Origin of the sequence: Pseudomonas coronafaciens pv. oryzae str. 1_6 (genome assembly GCF_000156995.2) — a bacterium.
In the GTDB taxonomy this organism is placed as follows: Bacteria; Pseudomonadota; Gammaproteobacteria; order Pseudomonadales; family Pseudomonadaceae; genus Aquipseudomonas; species Aquipseudomonas tremae.
Genome location: NZ_CP046035.1, coordinates 4276588 through 4292010, shown reverse-complemented (window position 1 = coordinate 4292010; position 15423 = coordinate 4276588). Strand labels below are relative to the sequence as shown.

Sequence of the window (15423 nt, the reverse complement as noted above, 5' to 3'; positions counted from 1 at the left end):
AAAAGTCTGGAAATCGTCTGGTGCGAATTCTCGTCGGCAAGATTATCGTTATCTGCGGCATTCGCACACTGCCGCATCGCAAGGCCAGCCAGTCACCTGTCGCTGCGCACCGAGTACTGGATCGGAGCAGGCACCTGCCAGCGTTGCGACTGAAGTTGGCGCTGCATGTGGCAGCAGGACAGTAGCGCATTTCAGCAGGCTTGCTCGTCCTGTCTCCAATCGAAAACAGTTGAACTTTCCAATCCGGGCCGTCCGTCAGAGTTGCGTTCGCTTTCGGGCGATGGCTTGGTTAAACTTGATCATTCTTCAATCTTAAGCAAAAGGTCTTGTCCCCATGCCGATCGCCGCCAATAAGGCTGTCTCCATTGACTATACCCTGACCAACGACGCTGGTGAGGTCATCGACAGCTCTGCCGGTGGTGCGCCGCTGGTTTACCTGCAAGGTGCAGGCAACATCATCCCGGGCCTCGAAAAAGCCCTTGAAGGCAAGGACGTCGGTGACGAACTGAAAGTTGCCGTCGAACCAGAAGATGCCTACGGTGAATATTCCGCCGAACTGGTCAGCACCCTGAGCAGCAGCATGTTCGAAGGTGTCGACAAACTGGAAGTCGGCATGCAGTTCCATGCATCGGCACCCGATGGCCAGATGCAGATCGTGACCATTCGTGATCTGGACGGTGATGATGTTACCGTTGACGGCAACCACCCGCTCGCTGGTCAGCGCCTGAACTTCGACGTGAAGGTCGTGGCCATTCGCGACGCCAGTGAAGAAGAAATGGCTCATGGCCATGTTCACGGTGAAGGCGGCCATCAGCACTGATTTTTGCTGTCAGGCTCAGGTCACTGAAAAGGCGCCCTGGCTGTTCTGCGATGACGATTTCGTTACGCGTTCAGCCAGGGTGCCTTTTAAAGTTGTGGCCGAGGGCTACTTGTTTCAAAAGAGGTTCTCATGAGTGCTTTTCACGACATCAAATTGAAGGCGCTGGGTGGTCAGGAACTGCCACTGGCTGATTTCAAGAACAAAGTTGTTCTGGTGGTCAACGTCGCCTCCAAATGCGGGCTTACACCTCAGTACGCGGCGCTTGAAAACCTGTATCAGCAGTACAAGGACAAGGGGCTGGTGATATTGGGGCTGCCCTGCAACCAGTTCGCCGGACAGGAACCGGGTAACGAGCAGGAAATTGCCGAATTCTGCCAGCTCAACTATGGCGTGACCTTCCCGTTGGGCGAAAAGCTCGAAGTCAACGGGCCAAATCGGCATTCGCTTTACCGTTTGCTGGCAGGCGAGGGGGCCGAATTTCCAGGGGATATCACCTGGAACTTCGAAAAGTTTCTGGTTGGCAAGAATGGTGGTGTCAGCGCACGTTTCTCGCCACGCACACCACCAGACGATGCTGCCGTGATTCAGGCGATCGAAAAGGCCTTGGCGCACAGCTGAATACTTGGTCGGGAAGGCAATCCTGCTCGCCCGACTGACCTACTCATACCGGTCATACCGGCTTCTGAACCAAAATCATCTAAATCAATAGTACTGGGCCACTGCATACGCCCAGCGATACCCTGCGGGTCTTGTTCTGGCGCGTTCCGCTGGTAGTCATAGACTCTTTTCCCCTTGGAGTTCCGCATGTCGGCAGAAGCCTTGTTCACACCTTTTCGTCTGGGCAGTCTTGAGTTGTCTTCAAGGGTGGTGATGGCGCCGATGACCCGGTCGTTCTCGCCGGGGCATGTGCCCAATTCCGATGTGGTCGAATACTACCGGCGTCGAGCGGCAGCAGGGGTTGGCCTGATCGTGACCGAAGGTACGACGATCAATCACAAGGCTTCCAACGGCTACCCGAACGTTCCGCAGTTTTTCGGTGAGGCGCCATTGGCCGGCTGGAAAAAAGTGGTCGACGCTGTCCATGCCGAGGGCGGCAAGATCGTACCGCAGCTCTGGCATGTGGGCGCGGTTCGTCGTCTCGGCACAGAGCCGGATGGCAGCGTGCCTGCTTATGGACCGATGGAGAAAATCAAGGACGGTCAGGTACTGGTGCATGGCATGAGCAAACAGGACATCGATGAAGTTGTCTCTGCTTTCGCCCAGGCGGCAGCCGATGCCAAGGCTATTGGCATGGATGGTGTGGAGATCCATGGCGCTCATGGTTATCTGGTTGATCAGTTCTTCTGGGAGGGCAGCAATCAGCGCGCTGATGAGTACGGCGGCAGCCTGGGCGACCGTTCGCGTTTCGCCATCGAGCTGATCAAGGCCGTGCGCGCGGCTGTAGGGCCTGATTATCCGATCATCTTCCGTTTCTCGCAATGGAAGCAGCAGGACTACACTGCGCGTCTGGTGCAGACACCTGAAGCGTTGGGCGAATTTCTCCAGCCATTGTCTGAGGCAGGCGTGGATATCTTCCATTGTTCTACCCGACGTTTCTGGGAGCCTGAATTCGAAGGCTCCGAATTGAATCTGGCAGGCTGGACACGCAAGCTGACCGGCAAGCCGACCATCACCGTTGGTAGCGTAGGGCTGGATGGCGAATTTCTGCAGTTTATGGTCAACACTGACAAGGTCGCCCAGCCAGCCAGTCTCGAAAACCTGCTTGAGCGGCTGGGCAACGACGAGTTCGACCTGGTGGCGGTAGGGCGGGCGCTGCTGGTCGACCCGGACTGGGCCGTCAAAGTTCGCGACGGGCGTGAGCAGGACATTCTGCCGTTCAGTCGAGAGGCACTGACGACACTGGTCTGATACTTTTCCCGCGCACCGGTCTGATCTCTTTGGTATTTGCGCTTGGGCATGCCTCGCGCAATTGTCGTTCGAACTGATCGATGATAGCCGTCCAGCCCTGGCGGCTAGCATGCTGCCGGGCATTCAGGCGCACTCGGCGCAGGGTTTCGCTGTCTTCAAGCATCCAGCGGGCGGCGTCTATGAATGCGGCCTCGTCGCCCGGCATCGCCAACGCGCCGTTATGCCCATGACGAATGTGCTGCCCGGCAGCCGCTTCGTCATAAGCCACGACACCCAGCCCTGACGCCAGCGCTTCGAGCACCACATTGCCGAACGTTTCGGTCAGGCTCGGAAACAGAAACATATCACCCGAGGCATAGTGCGTCGCCAATACTTCTGCGCGTTGAGTCCCGCAGAAAATCGCGTCGGGTATCTGTTGTTCGAGCTGGGCACGCTGTGGTCCATCGCCGACCACGATCAGCTTGAGAGTGCGCTGCGGGTAGCTTTCCTTGAGCGCTTCGAAGCTGGCCTTGAGCAAGCCCAGGTTCTTTTCCGGCGCAAGACGCCCGACGTGCAGGACTCCCACATCGTTCGCTTGCAGCCCCCAACTGTCGCGCAGCGTCTGCGAACGCCTCGACGGGCTGAACAGCTGGCTGTCCACGCCGCGAGATAACAGCTCTATCCGCTCGAAGCCGCGACGCTCAAGCTCGACTTTCTGGCTGATACTCGGCACCAGCGTGACGCGCGAACGGTTGTGGAACCAGCGAAGGTAGTGCGTCAGCAGGCGGGTTATGAAACCCATGCCGTACTGTTGAGTGTATTGCGGGAAGTTGGTGTGAAAACCGCTGATTACCGCAATCCCCAGACGCCGCGCAGCCCTCAGCGCCGATAGCCCCAGCGGGCCTTCAGTGGCGATATACAACACGTCAGGCCGACGCCGCTGCCAGCGCCGCAAGAGCTTGTGCATCGAAGACTGACCCCATTGCAGCCCTGGGTAGCCGGGTATCGGCCAGCCCCGGCACAACATCAGGTCGTCGGCCGCGCCAGAAAGAAGCTCTTCACTCTGGCGTGGGCGAACCAGCTCGACCCGGTGCCCGCGCAACCGCAACCCGTCACAAAGCCGCCCTAGGGTATTGGCAACGCCGTTGATCTCGGGAGTGAAGGTTTCAGTGATCAGGGTGACATTAAGAAATTGGCTCATGAGAGCAGTTTCGGCTGGTTATATTTCGGTTATGTGGCGGTTGTGTGATGGATTGGTGATGGGGCGTTGGCAAGAGGGTTAAGCTGGTTTAAAACTGCGCTGAATAGCTAACAGGGAAAAATAGTGGCTGTAAATGGCTTTCTATAAAGTCCACGATTGGTTTTGGTGGTGTCCTACAAATATTTAAATGCTTTCCTAAAGGCATGTAGTTCGCTTGAACAGGTGTTGATATTATCCGTCTCCCTAGTAATGTCTGGTTATCGAACTTTGTGGTTCGTTACTTTCGAACTGGAAAGACTGATTTTTCAGTTGCTCTTGCGTACCAAAAAAATTGGGAAAATAAAATGAAATTCAACACTAAAAAGTTGGAGCGGGTTCGTTCGGCCTCAGGAATGGCTTTGGCGCTTTTAGCCTGTTCAAATCTTGCATTGGCTGGGAACTATCAATCATCGGTCGCTCTGCCGGTTATTCATTCGAAGGGCTACCTTCACACTGCCGAGCTGCCAGTGAGCAGGCATGCGCCTGCGGCGGCAGCGATCAAAAATGTCAGTTGGAACTGGAACGTGGCGGGTTGGCCTCAGCGGCTTGAGGTCCATTTGTGTCAAGGGGACAGCTTGTGCTTGAACGTCTCACGCCAGCGAACGGGCTCCACAGCGTTTTTCGATAATCAGTTGGCAAGTCGCAAGTTTTATTACACGATGAGGATTGGAAATGCAGGAAGGGTCCCCGTAGCTGGACAGCAAGGACGAATCACTGTCGATTGGTGATTCTTCAAAGTTGCCCTCCCCTCAGGAGGGGAGGGCACTCATGCTACCAATTTGCCATGCCTCGGAATGCTTCAGGAAGAGCGTCATTAAAGTTTAATATTTTCTCAAGAATTTTAGCAGCAGGCGTACCTTTCAAGTATTCCTCTTCATAAAGAGCTGTTCTCTCTCTCTGCATCCAGCGCTCTGTTTTCTGGAAGTAAGCGCTTGACTCGGGTGTCACGATTTCTCCAGTGGCACAGTAACGAATGACAGGATAATCAGATAGATCCACACCTTCACCATTCAATGAGTTGTGAGCATATTGCTTGGCAAGGAAGCTTGCTTCATTTGGGTTGTTTTCAGCTTGTGCCATCAGTTTGTGCCTGAGCTCTCCCCCTCGGAAAATTGTCTTTCCGCAATGGGGCGTCTCTTTATCGTGGATGGCTTTTTGGAGCGCGTTAGCGAAGATTCCAGGTGTCGATGTGGTGGTAAGTGATGTTGTTTTTTGGCGTATCCCCAACGGTGTAACATTCAGAAACGGCGTGGGACTACTGCAGGTCATTTCAGCGTTCCTCTTTTGCTTTCCATTGCTGCGGGCATAGGAAAGAAGTCTTTGTCCTCCACAGCGGATCTGCGTTGGCTGATATCCATGGTATTCATGAAGCGAGTCGAGCGCGGCGTCGCTGGCTTGCCGAGTGCTGCGGGATCTGCAACCGAAGATTTTTCCTCTTCCTGAGCGTGTCTATCTCTCAATATCTGAGCAAACCTATCTGATCGCGACTGCGGGATGGTCTCGAGACCGGCAGGTCGGGTGGTGTTGATTGTGTTGATTGTGTTGGCTGTAGCAATATTTACGGTGTTTTCCATTGTTCTACAACTCCTGTTGTTTAGAGGCAATAGAGCAAGCGCAATGCCAATATAGATAATTGGTTGAGTCCTACACACTTGAGTCAAGCGGACGGGATGCTGATTTAGTTAGCCTACAGACACGGACTACATAACACTTTTTGAAACGCTGGCAACGTTTGGTCTTTAGCGGCAACAGTTTGCCGGCAGCCATTTATTAGCTTTTGGCTTTGATTGTGAGACTTGGAGTTTTCTTTTGTAGGAAACGTCTCTATGTTTATCTTTTTTGCAGGGTTTCTGTTGGTCTGATAGAGTCGACCCCTTTTCAGAAGGACATAAAATGTCGGATTTAATGTATGCACCCCCCAAAGCCAGTCTGGATAAGGATGAATCGGACAGTGCCGGCCCAGAGTTTTATGTCGTGTCGTTACAGAAATTTCTCATTCTGTATTTTTTGACATCCGGTTTTTACGCGACTTACTGGTTTTATAAAAACTGGTCGCTGAACAAGAAGTTTTTGGGCAGTAATGTGTGGCCCGTGGCGCGTGTTATGTTCGCCGCTATTTACGCTTTTCCACTGTTTCGTAATGTGGATAGAAGTCTGCGGCGACAGGGGCTTGGTCACATGGCGTACTGGCCGGTTAGCGCGTCGGTGTTGCTTGCCTTGACTATTGCGGGAATCCTGCTGGCGCAGGGTGTGTCAGGGAACTTGCGATTTGAGCTGGTCGGTGGCTGGCTGGTATGGGTCGTTCTGTTGGCCACTGCGCAGACGCTTAATATGATGCTGGTGCAGTCAAAGATAAATCTCGCCGCGCATGATCCGGATGGGAGCAGCAACTCAAGATTGACACTTGCCAATGGGTTGTGGATTGTTATCGGATGCGCCATATGGTTGGTCAGTATACCGACCTATCTTTCCGCTTCTGCTTTAGGTTAGACAGTTTTGATACCAGAAGAAGTACCGGACAGCTAATCCATTAGCTGTCCGGTGCTCTTTCAGGCGTTGTCGTCACTCGGCCTGTCAATCAGAACGATCAGCCCAGGTCGTTGACCAGTTGGCCGATCAATTCGCCTACCTTGGCCAGATCCGGTGCAGCCAGGCGATGTTCGTCAGCATACGAATAAGCGACGCTGAACAGACCTGCTGTGCGGGTGGAATAAGACGGAGCGTCTTTTTCGAAAACGCGAGCGATTGCTTCGGCAGTCAGGGAAGTGGAGCTGATGACAATGCGCTCTTCGGGGTCGTTTACGCCATTGATGTAAACGTTGTCCGGATTGATCGACCATTCGGCCAGTTCAATGACCAGAAAAGCACGAATCTTTTCTTCGACTGTTGCGTTTTCGGCGGCAAATGCAGCGGGGTTTACCGGGGTGTTCATGATTTAACTTCCTTGTTAAGTTCATGTGTCGCATGTTCTATGGAAGCGAGCTTCACATGAACGGGTTGGTTGAGGCCCTATTTAGCCCCGGTCGCCAGTGCTGTGTGCGGTAAATAGTTATAGCGCATGAATTTTTTTGCCCTTCAGTCAAGCCGGGCGCGCGGTGCACGCCTCGGCAAGTCTGCATTCAGCCGCGTGCGTGTGTCACCGGCAGTGCATCGGCGCCGCGTTCACGCACCCAGAACAACGTGGCGCCTGCCACTGCGGCGGGCATCATCAGCAGGTTGACCACCGGGATAAGCAAAGCGACGTAGACGATGCCGCCGAAGCTCAGGCTCTGCCAGCGTTTGCTTTTCAGCCAGCCGAGCATCTCGTTCCAGCCCAGTTTGTGGTTGTCGGCCGGGTAGTCGATATACTGGATCGCCATCATCCATACGCCGAACAGCAGCCACAGCGGTGCGGCGATAATGTTGGCCACCGGAATAAATGACAGGATGAACAGCCCGAGCATGCGCGGCAGCATATAGCCCAGCTTGCGCGCTTCGCGGGCCAGTGTGCGTGGGACCATTGCGACCAGTTCGGCCCAGCTGAAGTCCGGCGATTCATCCACGCCGCGAATCACGGCTTCGACTTTTTCAGACAAAAATCCGTTGAAAGGCGCGGCTATTATATTGGCGACCATGGTGAAAGTGAAAAACACCATCAGCAGTACCAGCGCCACGAACAGTGGCCAGAGGATATAGCTGAGAAAACTCAGCCAGTGAGGCAGGGTGGGCATGAATGTATCGACCCACAGCTCGAACTGATGCACCGCCAGGTAGATCAGGCCGCAGAACAGCACCAGGTTGATGCTCAGCGGCAGCAGGACAAACAGGCGCAGGCCGGGACTGAGAACCAGTTTCAGGCCTTCCCTCAGGTATTGCGGGCCGGACAGGGCAGGAGCGGGCATGGCAGCCTCCGAATGCTGAAAGGCGTGACCTTACCGGCTTTGTGATAGCCGTGAAAGAGCTGATAGATGTTGACGGTCAAGACCGTTCGCCGCGTGTAGCGCGCGTCGCGAGTACGAGTGCCCACGCGAGTACACTCTTGTCTGCCGATCGCTCTATAGAAGTGACCTATGGGGTGGATTGTGAAACGATATTTCCTTAACCTCTGCTACCCCGATAGGCTTGGCAGCAATTTCAAGACTTGTCTCAGGAGTCAGAACTTTCAGGACCTGCCGGGTTGATGCACTTCCCCAAGTGTTTCGGCAGTCCTTTTTTATCCAGCGGTACGACCGCGGCGTTATACAGCCGGTCGACAGGAGTGTGTCATGTCAGACGTACGTCATTCCCGAGTGATTATTCTCGGCTCCGGCCCTGCCGGTTACAGCGCGGCGGTTTATGCTGCCCGCGCCAATTTGAAGCCACTGCTGATCACCGGCATGCAGGCTGGCGGTCAATTGACCACGACCACTGAAGTCGACAACTGGCCGGGTGACCCCCATGGCCTGACCGGCCCCGCGCTGATGGAGCGCATGCGCGAACATGCCGAGCGTTTCGAGACCGAAATCGTCTTTGATCACATCAATTCCGTGGACCTGGCCGGCAAGCCCTTCAGCCTGCAAGGTGATAGCGCAACCTATACCTGCGACGCACTGATCATCGCCACAGGCGCAAGCGCTCGTTATCTGGGCCTGCCTTCGGAAGAAGCGTTCATGGGCAAAGGCGTTTCCGCCTGTGCGACCTGTGACGGTTTCTTCTATCGCAACCGTGAAGTGGCCGTTGTCGGCGGCGGCAACACCGCCGTGGAAGAGGCCCTGTATCTGGCCAACATCGCCAGCAAAGTAACGCTGGTTCACCGTCGTGAGACGTTCCGTGCCGAGAAGATCCTGATCGACAAGCTGCACGCGCGTGTTGCCGAAGGCAAGATCGAACTCAAGCTCAATGCCACGCTGGACGAGGTGCTGGGCGATAACATGGGCGTGACTGGTGCGCGTCTGAAAAACAATGACGGTAGCAGCGACGAATTGAAAGTCGACGGTGTATTCATTGCAATCGGCCACACGCCGAACACCTCGTTGTTTGAGGGGCAGTTGGCCTTGAAAGATGGCTACATGGTTGTGCAGGGTGGCCGTGAAGGCAATGCAACTGCAACCAGTGTCGAGGGTGTATTCGCGGCAGGCGACGTGGCTGACCACGTTTATCGCCAGGCGATCACCTCTGCCGGTGCCGGTTGCATGGCTGCACTGGACGTCGAACGTTACCTGGACGGCCTGGCCAACGTTTCTTTTTAATCAGCCATACTTGCCGCACATGACTCGCATGCCAATGCTCTGCATTGGCATGCATCTGGCTGGGCTACGTGTCACAGATCTGCGTCGCGTCGCGCGTCCCAGTCTGGACATTCCCACCCTGAGGGTGAGGCACGATAGCCATGGGGCTCCGATCAAACCTTGCGCTTGAGCGGCTCGCCTGCAAATTGCACACCCGCCAAACCCTTCGCGATCAGCGCACGGATGTTGCCGTGATCGCTGTCTTCCGGCGTCGCTTGTACCGAGCGATAGTGTTCGCCAAATGCCAACAGCGCTTCCTCATCACTCAAGCCTTCCAGTAACGCCAGGCCCAGTGTCTTGCATGAACCTTCGTTCTGCCCGGCAACGTTTTCAACGTCGCCATTTTTGAAAGGCTGAGGCTGGTAATCGTAGCCTGCTGAAATAAATGCCAGCGTGTCAGCAAACATGTGTTCGCCGCTGTGCAGGCTGGCACGCAGGGTGTTCAGATCAGTCATGTCTGGTTTCCTTGGCAAACGCGGCCTGCTGTTCGGTGCTGGCTTCTTTCTGGTACTGGGCTTTCCATTCGCTGTACGGCATGCCGTAGACCACTTCGCGAGCATCGTCGAGGCTGATGTCGATGTGTTTTTCATCGGCAGCGGCCTTGTACCATTTGGACAGGCAGTTACGGCAGAAGCCGGACAGGTTCATCAGGTCGATGTTCTGGACATCCTTGCGGCTGTCCAGATGCGCGACCAGTCGGCGAAAGGCTGCGGCTTCGAGTTCGAGGCGTTCTTGTTCGGTCATGACGGGCTCTGTTCAGTCAGTAAGTCGCGTCATGATAAGAGTTTCAGCGTTGACCGGCGAGCGTGATCGACACCGATTCGGCGAAACGCAGGGCATGTGGCTTGTCGACTTCCACTTCGGCGTAGATAACCGCCTGGTGGGTCATCACCAGGTCCAGCACTTCCTGCGTCAGTCGTTCCAGCAATGCAAAGCGATTGCCCTCGACATGCTGAATGATGGCTTTGGTGATCGTGCGGTAGTTGAGCGCATGCTCGATATCGTTATCGCGAACAGCTTCCTGTGCCGCGTAAAGAATCGTCAGGTTGATCAGCACGTCCTGCTTGTTGACGATCTCGTCCTCGTTTATACCGATATAGGTACGCAGGCGCAGGTCCTTGACGCGGATGCGGGCGGTGCCGGGCTCGAGTCTTGCCATTATTGTCTGCTCCGTCCGATCAGTTGCAGAAACTCCATACGGGTGGTGCTCGACTCGCGGAAGGCGCCCAGCATGACCGAAGTGTTCATGGTCGAATTCTGTTTTTCCACGCCGCGCATCATCATGCACATGTGCTGGGCTTCAATGACCACCCCTACACCTGCTGCGCCTGTGACGTTCTGAATGGCATCGGCAATCTGCTTGGTGAGGTTTTCCTGGATCTGCAGGCGCCTTGCAAACATGTCAACGATACGAGCGATCTTCGACAGGCCCAGTACCTTGCCGGTCGGAATATAGGCCACATGCGCCTTGCCGATGAAGGGCAGCAGATGGTGTTCGCACAGTGAATAAAGCTCGATGTTCTGGACGATGACCATTTCATCGTTGTCGGAGGCGAACAGCGCACCGTTGACGATTTCTTCGACGCTCTGGTTGTAGCCGTGACACAGGTATTGCATCGCCTTGGAAGCGCGCTTAGGTGTGTCCAGAAGACCTTCGCGGTCCGGGTTTTCACCCAGTCCGAGCAGAATGTCCCGGTAATGCTGTGGCAGTGATGAACTCATCAGAAGGTCCTCGGGGCGGCTTACTTTACGTGCCGTCCGCCGTTTACGGTCAGTGTTGTGCCGGTGACATAAGTGCTGTCCAGAAGGTAGCGCAGGCTCTGGTAGATCACTTCTGCACCAGGCTCTATGCCCATGGCCGATTTGGCCAGGGCGTTGGCGCGGTAGGCCGCATCGTCCTTGGGTTGGAACATCAACAGCGCCGGAGCTATGCCGTTGACTTTGACAAGCGGGGCGAACCGGGCGGCGAAGGACAGCGTGAGGCTTTCCAGCCCTGCCTTGGTTGCGCAATAGGCAATGTGCTTGCTGCTGCCCTTGCGAGTCACGTCATCGCTGATATGCACGATGTCTGCAACTTCGCTCGCGGTGAGCAGTGCCTCGCAATGAAGATTGATCAGATAGGGCGCCAGCATGTGAACACTGAACATCCGGGTAAAGTTCTCGGCTTCGTCGCCCGGTGCCTCTGCCAGCCACTCTGACGCGTTGTGCACGATCGCGCGCAGGCTGGAGGTGTGCGCCTTAAGCAACTCAATGAAGGCCATGACCCCGGCTTCGCTCGAAAAGTCGCCATGGATCGCCACTGCACCTGCCTGACGCAACTCGGTCACGCTTGCGTGCTCGGTGCGATAGCTGATGATCACCCGATGCCCATGCTCCAAAAGTCGCAGCGCACAGTGCTGGCCGACACGCTGGCTGGCGCCGGTAATCAGGATGGGTGCAGAAGATAATGGCATCGACAGCTCACGTATCAGAGGTCCGGGAAGGACGCGGGTTTTACGGTCGATTGTGTCTTCCGGTTGAGAGGCAAAGTTATACCAGAGAATTTTTTTGTACAACCCTGCCCAACATTAAACTCGCCCACAACGCTGTCCAGACCTGCTTGCCGTCCGCTTATCGAGTGGGGAGAGCCTGTTCTGAGCAGATCAAGACCTGTACCTGAGCACGGAGCGTGTACAGGTCTTGAAGGGGGGCTATCGAGGGGAGGGTGACTGCGTTGACTGTGCAGGCGATGCAGGCGTGGTGTGCAACCAGGAGGCGAGCAGGCGTGTGGACAATGGAATAAACAGATAGACCATCAGCGGGGTGAGCACCGCCGTGCTGATCATGATTCGCGGCAACAGGTCCAGATGGTTGAGCAGCGGACCCAGCAGAAAGTTGAAGATCAACGACACCGGAAAGAACGCCAGCCAGATAGCCACGGCCTGCTTCCAGCGTGGCGGGCGCTGATCGACCGCGCCGAACCAGCCATCGATCCCGCTGACCCGGTGCTCGGAAGGTTGTGCAAACAGGCCGCTGCCGCGCATCAGCCAGGAGCGCCGAGAGGCTGAATGCTCCCAGGCGTGCATGGTGTGCTGATCGGTGAAGCGGAAAATGATCTGAAATTCGTCATCTCCGGGCGGCGGCGCTAACACGCCTGACCCCAGGTAACCTGGAAAATCCGTAGCTAAAAGCTCGCCTTCATGCAGCCAGGCCATCATTTCCTGGTAACGACCGTGCGCGACCCGGCGGGCGACCATCAAGGTGACGGGTGAGGTAGACATCGTGTATCTCCGGTAGAGGCGTGAGGTTCCCGTGTAGGGAGGTCACATGCCGCGATCCGGGGTGGTGGGTCGCGACAGCTTCACTGAAAAGCAAGCAAGGATTATTCCTGAAACCACGCTGTACCGGTAGCGCTTCGACACATTGACGTTTACTTGTGCAGAGAGGGGTGTTTACGGCGATGCTCTTGCAAGATGTACTGGCGCAGACGCTCGCCATCTTCCTTGCCATGTTTGCTGAAGTGATACGCGCCGAAATTCGTGTCGATCATTCGTTCAAGCTTGCCGCGCATCGGAATCGGCGACTCACCCTCAGGGTTGAACCAGGCCGAAAAACTCCTCGGCAGCTTGCCGTCTTTCCGGTACTCGAGAAGAACCCCCTTGAATGACAACTCGTGAACCCAGAGTGCCGTCTGCGAGCCCTTTGCTGTTTCAAGCGGTACAGGTTCCGACAGCACGAGGCGCCAAGGACGAATCTTCGGGCCTTCCTCGAAAATGCTGGGCGCACCCAGTTCGAGGTGCAGCGCATGAAACTCGTCTTCCACCAGATGCAGCGGAAAATTCATCTGCTGGTTTTCGAACTGTGCGTGAATCGTGACCTGTTCATGTGCTGCGAGCCGGGTCAGCAGATCCTGGATCTGCACGCCGCCATTGACCAGCAGGCTGCGCGTGCTGTCTCGCACGTTTAACTGCGGGTTACGCTGCATGCTCTGAATGAAATCCAGTTCAGCCTGGGTGAGAAGTGACTCGGGTTGCATGACGGTGCTCGGTCTAACCGGTTATTGAGAACAAAGACCATTGTTTCCGCAAAGTGTTTCAACCGCTGGTCATTTTTTCGAATTTCAGCATTTCTGTTGCTGGGCGATAGCGTCGGGGCAACAGAAAAATCAGACGGTATTCTAAGGCATAATGTTTCAATTTTTTAAGCTGCAAAGGAATAGCCATGAAAATCGCCATCGTGTGTGGATCCGTCTACGGGTCGTCCGAGGAAGTCGCCAGGCACGCAGCCACGCTTTTGCGGGCCGCTGGGCACGAGACGCTGGTAAACCCCCGGCTTGCGCTGCCGGACTTGCTGACGTTCGAACCGCAGGCTGTGCTGGCCGTGACCTCGACCACTGGTATGGGAGAATTGCCCGATAACCTCATGCCCCTTTACGTGCAACTGCGTGATCTGTTGCCTGCCGCTTTGCGTGGCTTGCCAGGCGGCGTGATCGCGTTGGGTGATGCCAGTTATGGCGACACTTTCTGTGCCGGCGGCGAGCAGATGCGAGAATTGTTCGCTGAACTGGGCATTGTCGAGTTGCAGGACATGCTGCGTCTGGACGGCAGCGAGAGCGTCACTCCTGAAACCGACGCTGAACCCTGGCTGGCAGCGTTCATTGAGCTTCTTGGCTGAAGCCATCCCGCTCCGTTAGCAAAGATGATTCAGTACAGCGTGTGTTGATTGTGGCGTGCCCCATGGGAGCTGTGCGGGATATATCTGTCAGCCTGCCGTCCATGATCAATACGTGCCTGTTTTCTGACTGCCTGTGTTAAATGAACACTGTTTATAGGAAGCTTTACTTACCCATGTAAGAAGTGTCCTATGGCTATGTAGTCTTTGTATGGATTTGTCTTTGGCTATCAACTAAGTTCGCCCCACTCCGATATGAGTCTTGTATGCATTCATATCGGAGTTATCACATGACAAGATCAATCTGGGGTGAGTTTCCACAGCTGACCTTTGCGGAGCCGCCTGCGAGGATCACGCTGAAGAAGGCGGAGGCACAGGTAGGGAAAGTACTGCAGGACATAGGCGAGAACTCGATAGCACTTAACGTTCTGGCCATGGAAAAACGCAAGATGAAGCCTTTGTTCAAGGGCTTTAACCCCGAGCAGATAACCCCTAAAGACCTGAACAGAGCCGGCATGATTCTGTACAAGTTTGGCATGATCGACAATCATACCGCTGAACTCTTTAGCCGAACCGGCGACGAGTTCGACAAGAGTGGCAAGCTGGTCGACGCCAGTAAAGAGATCAACGCCGTGGAGTTTTTTGCCAAGCAGATTATCGAAATGAAAGAGCGGGTATTGGGCGGCGACCCCTACGCCAAGCTATTACTGCCCGATTACATCAAGGCCATTCATATAATGCAAAACCTTCAGGCTTTCGCTGAATCAGGGGACAGTCGTGAAATGCTCAAGATAAAGGGTATGGAAAAGAATGGGCTGGTGAAAAAGACGCCTAATGCCAAAGGGTAAGTGATGATCAAAACCCGCAGCCATAAAAAAGCCGCTGCATGTATACGCAGCGGCCAAACAAAACGCAGGATCAAGGGAGCTTGCAAATCCACGTCTATTTCAACGTGCGCAGGGTAACTGCCTGCATGCTTTAGAAAAATCCCTGCGCAGGATATGCAGCGTTACTGTGCAGGTAACAATCGTCGGCGGGCTGCACCCCTGGGCAGCGACCAGCCGCCATGCTCAGGCTGGAGGAGGTGCCAGTTGTTCTGAAAACTCTTGATCCAGCACACCGATGCGCTGCTCATCCGGCCAGAACAACGCGGCTTGTCCGCAGACCTGCCCCTGTGTGTCCAACAGGGTCCACACCACGCCGGCGTAGATCATGAACGGTTTATTATCCGCATCCACTCGCCAGCCGCTGTAGCCATCGGCGATGCCGTTGGCGGTCACTTGCTCCAGCAATACCTGTCGCGCAGCGCGATCGAGCTCCGAAGCGCTGAAGCGTGAGGGCATGCCGATGAAGCTCTCGCGCGGGTACTTGAAGCATTGCAGTGCGCATTCGTTCACGTAGGTAAAACGCGGGTCTGCGGCGCCGTCATGGGCTAACAGGCTGTAGGGCGCCTGGGTATGCAGCCAATTCAGGCGTTGTTGCGGGTCCAGTTGCCCAGGCGAAGGCAGTCCTTGGCCGGTCCAGTGTCGGTAGCTTTCATCGATCACGTTTATGAAATGTTCTTGCAGGGACACACATCA

General features: G+C 55.3%; 23 protein-coding genes. 9 read left to right on the top strand and 14 right to left on the bottom strand.

The features are described from left to right. Window positions 1-20: 20 nt before the first annotated feature. The 4 genes from POR16_RS19240 to POR16_RS19225 all read left to right on the top strand — a co-directional run bounded on the left by POR16_RS19240 (window position 21) and on the right by POR16_RS19225 (window position 2728). Window positions 21-185, top strand: coding sequence for a hypothetical protein (locus POR16_RS19240; protein WP_005891248.1), 165 nt, complete (start codon window positions 21-23; stop codon window positions 183-185). A gap of 149 nt (window positions 186-334) precedes the next feature. Then, window positions 335-820, top strand: coding sequence for an FKBP-type peptidyl-prolyl cis-trans isomerase (locus POR16_RS19235; protein ID WP_005891250.1), 486 nt, complete (start codon window positions 335-337; stop codon window positions 818-820). A gap of 129 nt (window positions 821-949) precedes the next feature. Then, window positions 950-1438, top strand: a complete 489-nt coding sequence (locus tag POR16_RS19230) for a glutathione peroxidase (RefSeq protein WP_005891254.1) — start codon at window positions 950-952, stop codon at window positions 1436-1438. A 186-nt stretch (window positions 1439-1624) separates the two neighbouring features. Then, on the top strand, window positions 1625-2728 hold the full coding sequence (locus tag POR16_RS19225) for an NADH:flavin oxidoreductase (protein WP_005891256.1): 1104 nt from the start codon (window positions 1625-1627) through the stop codon (window positions 2726-2728). On the opposite strand, the gene POR16_RS19220 is transcribed toward POR16_RS19225, so the two are convergent. Then, window positions 2697-3908, bottom strand: a complete 1212-nt coding sequence (locus POR16_RS19220) for a glycosyltransferase family 4 protein (protein WP_005891257.1) — start codon at window positions 3906-3908, stop codon at window positions 2697-2699. The genes POR16_RS19225 and POR16_RS19220 overlap by 32 nt on opposite strands. 344 nt (window positions 3909-4252) lie before the next feature. Between POR16_RS19220 and POR16_RS19215 the strand changes: the two genes are divergently transcribed. Next, on the top strand, window positions 4253-4675 hold the full coding sequence (locus tag POR16_RS19215; RefSeq protein ID WP_234887615.1) for a flagellar protein FlhE: 423 nt from the start codon (window positions 4253-4255) through the stop codon (window positions 4673-4675). Between the two features lie 43 nt (window positions 4676-4718). On the opposite strand, the gene POR16_RS19210 is transcribed toward POR16_RS19215, so the two are convergent. Together POR16_RS19210 and POR16_RS19205 are read right to left on the bottom strand one after the other, a co-directional pair. Further along, complete coding sequence (locus POR16_RS19210; RefSeq protein WP_005891260.1) at window positions 4719-5216, bottom strand: hypothetical protein; 498 nt, start codon at window positions 5214-5216, stop codon at window positions 4719-4721. Next, on the bottom strand, window positions 5213-5521 hold the full coding sequence (locus POR16_RS19205) for a hypothetical protein (protein WP_005891262.1): 309 nt from the start codon (window positions 5519-5521) through the stop codon (window positions 5213-5215). Before POR16_RS19205 ends, POR16_RS19210 begins: the two co-directional genes overlap by 4 nt. A gap of 319 nt (window positions 5522-5840) precedes the next feature. Between POR16_RS19205 and POR16_RS19200 the strand changes: the two genes are divergently transcribed. Further along, window positions 5841-6437, top strand: a complete 597-nt coding sequence (locus POR16_RS19200) for a hypothetical protein (protein WP_005891263.1) — start codon at window positions 5841-5843, stop codon at window positions 6435-6437. 97 nt (window positions 6438-6534) lie between these two features. On the opposite strand, the gene POR16_RS19195 is transcribed toward POR16_RS19200, so the two are convergent. Together POR16_RS19195 and cysZ are read right to left on the bottom strand one after the other, a co-directional pair. Next, window positions 6535-6879 carry a hypothetical protein gene (locus POR16_RS19195; protein ID WP_005891264.1) on the bottom strand — a complete coding sequence of 115 codons (345 nt, stop codon included), beginning with the start codon at window positions 6877-6879 and terminating at the stop codon, window positions 6535-6537. 187 nt (window positions 6880-7066) lie between these two features. After that, window positions 7067-7828: a sulfate transporter CysZ gene (gene cysZ / locus POR16_RS19190; RefSeq protein WP_005891265.1), complete on the bottom strand. Its 762-nt coding sequence runs from the start codon at window positions 7826-7828 to the stop codon at window positions 7067-7069. Between the two features lie 363 nt (window positions 7829-8191). Between cysZ and trxB the strand changes: the two genes are divergently transcribed. Beyond that, complete coding sequence (gene trxB, locus POR16_RS19185) at window positions 8192-9154, top strand: thioredoxin-disulfide reductase (protein ID WP_005891266.1); 963 nt, start codon at window positions 8192-8194, stop codon at window positions 9152-9154. Window positions 9155-9306: 152 nt separating this feature from the next. Here trxB and POR16_RS19180 read toward each other — a convergent pair whose 3' ends face one another. The 8 genes from POR16_RS19180 to POR16_RS26825 all read right to left on the bottom strand — a co-directional run bounded on the left by POR16_RS19180 (window position 9307) and on the right by POR16_RS26825 (window position 13395). Beyond that, window positions 9307-9648, bottom strand: a complete 342-nt coding sequence (locus POR16_RS19180) for a HopJ type III effector protein (protein ID WP_005891267.1) — start codon at window positions 9646-9648, stop codon at window positions 9307-9309. Beyond that, a complete protein-coding gene (locus POR16_RS19175; protein WP_005891268.1) occupies window positions 9641-9937 on the bottom strand; it encodes a DUF1244 domain-containing protein in 297 nt (98 codons plus the stop codon). The genes POR16_RS19180 and POR16_RS19175 overlap by 8 nt, the downstream gene beginning before the upstream one ends. 43 nt (window positions 9938-9980) lie before the next feature. Continuing rightward, entirely contained in the window at window positions 9981-10352 is a 372-nt protein-coding gene (gene folX / locus POR16_RS19170) for a dihydroneopterin triphosphate 2'-epimerase (RefSeq protein WP_005891269.1), read from the bottom strand. Continuing rightward, a complete protein-coding gene (folE, locus tag POR16_RS19165) occupies window positions 10352-10915 on the bottom strand; it encodes a GTP cyclohydrolase I FolE (protein WP_005891270.1) in 564 nt (187 codons plus the stop codon). The genes folX and folE overlap by 1 nt, the downstream gene beginning before the upstream one ends. 20 nt (window positions 10916-10935) lie before the next feature. After that, a complete protein-coding gene (folM, locus tag POR16_RS19160; RefSeq protein ID WP_005891271.1) occupies window positions 10936-11646 on the bottom strand; it encodes a dihydromonapterin reductase in 711 nt (236 codons plus the stop codon). A 237-nt stretch (window positions 11647-11883) separates the two neighbouring features. After that, window positions 11884-12453 (bottom strand): putative antibiotic biosynthesis monooxygenase, encoded by a 570-nt coding sequence (locus tag POR16_RS19155; protein WP_005891273.1) that lies wholly within the window; start codon window positions 12451-12453, stop codon window positions 11884-11886. Window positions 12454-12602: 149 nt separating this feature from the next. Continuing rightward, window positions 12603-13208: a hypothetical protein gene (locus POR16_RS19150; protein ID WP_005891275.1), complete on the bottom strand. Its 606-nt coding sequence runs from the start codon at window positions 13206-13208 to the stop codon at window positions 12603-12605. A gap of 58 nt (window positions 13209-13266) precedes the next feature. Further along, window positions 13267-13395, bottom strand: coding sequence for a hypothetical protein (locus POR16_RS26825; protein ID WP_005891277.1), 129 nt, complete (start codon window positions 13393-13395; stop codon window positions 13267-13269). On the opposite strand from POR16_RS26825, the gene POR16_RS19145 reads away from it, so the two are divergent. After that, window positions 13394-13846 (top strand): flavodoxin, encoded by a 453-nt coding sequence (locus tag POR16_RS19145; RefSeq protein WP_005891278.1) that lies wholly within the window; start codon window positions 13394-13396, stop codon window positions 13844-13846. The two genes, POR16_RS26825 and POR16_RS19145, sit on opposite strands and share 2 nt — an antisense overlap. Before the next feature lie 287 nt (window positions 13847-14133). Further along, the gene (locus tag POR16_RS19140; protein ID WP_005891280.1) at window positions 14134-14691 is read left to right on the top strand and encodes a hypothetical protein; all 558 of its coding nucleotides are present in this window, start codon (window positions 14134-14136) and stop codon (window positions 14689-14691) included. A gap of 222 nt (window positions 14692-14913) precedes the next feature. Here the strand turns inward: POR16_RS19140 and POR16_RS19135 are convergent, their stop codons facing one another. Beyond that, window positions 14914-15417 carry an MEKHLA domain-containing protein gene (locus POR16_RS19135; protein ID WP_005891283.1) on the bottom strand — a complete coding sequence of 168 codons (504 nt, stop codon included), beginning with the start codon at window positions 15415-15417 and terminating at the stop codon, window positions 14914-14916. Between the last annotated feature and the right edge of the window lie 6 nt (window positions 15418-15423).

Bases quoted from the DNA above. Each gene is read 5' to 3' on its own strand.
- POR16_RS19235 (WP_005891250.1), top strand. From the start codon at position 335: ATGCCGATCGCCGCCAATAAGGCTGTCTCCATTGACTATACCCTGACC.
- POR16_RS19230 (WP_005891254.1), top strand. From the start codon at position 950: ATGAGTGCTTTTCACGACATCAAATTGAAGGCGCTGGGTGGTCAGGAA.
- POR16_RS19225 (WP_005891256.1), top strand. From the start codon at position 1,625: ATGTCGGCAGAAGCCTTGTTCACACCTTTTCGTCTGGGCAGTCTTGAG.
- POR16_RS19220 (WP_005891257.1), bottom strand. From the start codon at position 3,908: ATGAGCCAATTTCTTAATGTCACCCTGATCACTGAAACCTTCACTCCC.
- POR16_RS19215 (WP_234887615.1), top strand. From the start codon at position 4,253: ATGAAATTCAACACTAAAAAGTTGGAGCGGGTTCGTTCGGCCTCAGGA.
- POR16_RS19210 (WP_005891260.1), bottom strand. From the start codon at position 5,216: ATGACCTGCAGTAGTCCCACGCCGTTTCTGAATGTTACACCGTTGGGG.
- POR16_RS19205 (WP_005891262.1), bottom strand. From the start codon at position 5,521: ATGGAAAACACCGTAAATATTGCTACAGCCAACACAATCAACACAATC.
- POR16_RS19200 (WP_005891263.1), top strand. From the start codon at position 5,841: ATGTCGGATTTAATGTATGCACCCCCCAAAGCCAGTCTGGATAAGGAT.
- POR16_RS19195 (WP_005891264.1), bottom strand. From the start codon at position 6,879: ATGAACACCCCGGTAAACCCCGCTGCATTTGCCGCCGAAAACGCAACA.
- cysZ (WP_005891265.1), bottom strand. From the start codon at position 7,828: ATGCCCGCTCCTGCCCTGTCCGGCCCGCAATACCTGAGGGAAGGCCTG.
- trxB (WP_005891266.1), top strand. From the start codon at position 8,192: ATGTCAGACGTACGTCATTCCCGAGTGATTATTCTCGGCTCCGGCCCT.
- POR16_RS19180 (WP_005891267.1), bottom strand. From the start codon at position 9,648: ATGACTGATCTGAACACCCTGCGTGCCAGCCTGCACAGCGGCGAACAC.
- POR16_RS19175 (WP_005891268.1), bottom strand. From the start codon at position 9,937: ATGACCGAACAAGAACGCCTCGAACTCGAAGCCGCAGCCTTTCGCCGA.
- folX (WP_005891269.1), bottom strand. From the start codon at position 10,352: ATGGCAAGACTCGAGCCCGGCACCGCCCGCATCCGCGTCAAGGACCTG.
- folE (WP_005891270.1), bottom strand. From the start codon at position 10,915: ATGAGTTCATCACTGCCACAGCATTACCGGGACATTCTGCTCGGACTG.
- folM (WP_005891271.1), bottom strand. From the start codon at position 11,646: ATGCCATTATCTTCTGCACCCATCCTGATTACCGGCGCCAGCCAGCGT.
- POR16_RS19155 (WP_005891273.1), bottom strand. From the start codon at position 12,453: ATGTCTACCTCACCCGTCACCTTGATGGTCGCCCGCCGGGTCGCGCAC.
- POR16_RS19150 (WP_005891275.1), bottom strand. From the start codon at position 13,208: ATGCAACCCGAGTCACTTCTCACCCAGGCTGAACTGGATTTCATTCAG.
- POR16_RS19145 (WP_005891278.1), top strand. From the start codon at position 13,394: ATGAAAATCGCCATCGTGTGTGGATCCGTCTACGGGTCGTCCGAGGAA.
- POR16_RS26825 (WP_005891277.1), bottom strand. From the start codon at position 13,395: ATGGCTATTCCTTTGCAGCTTAAAAAATTGAAACATTATGCCTTAGAA.
- POR16_RS19140 (WP_005891280.1), top strand. From the start codon at position 14,134: ATGACAAGATCAATCTGGGGTGAGTTTCCACAGCTGACCTTTGCGGAG.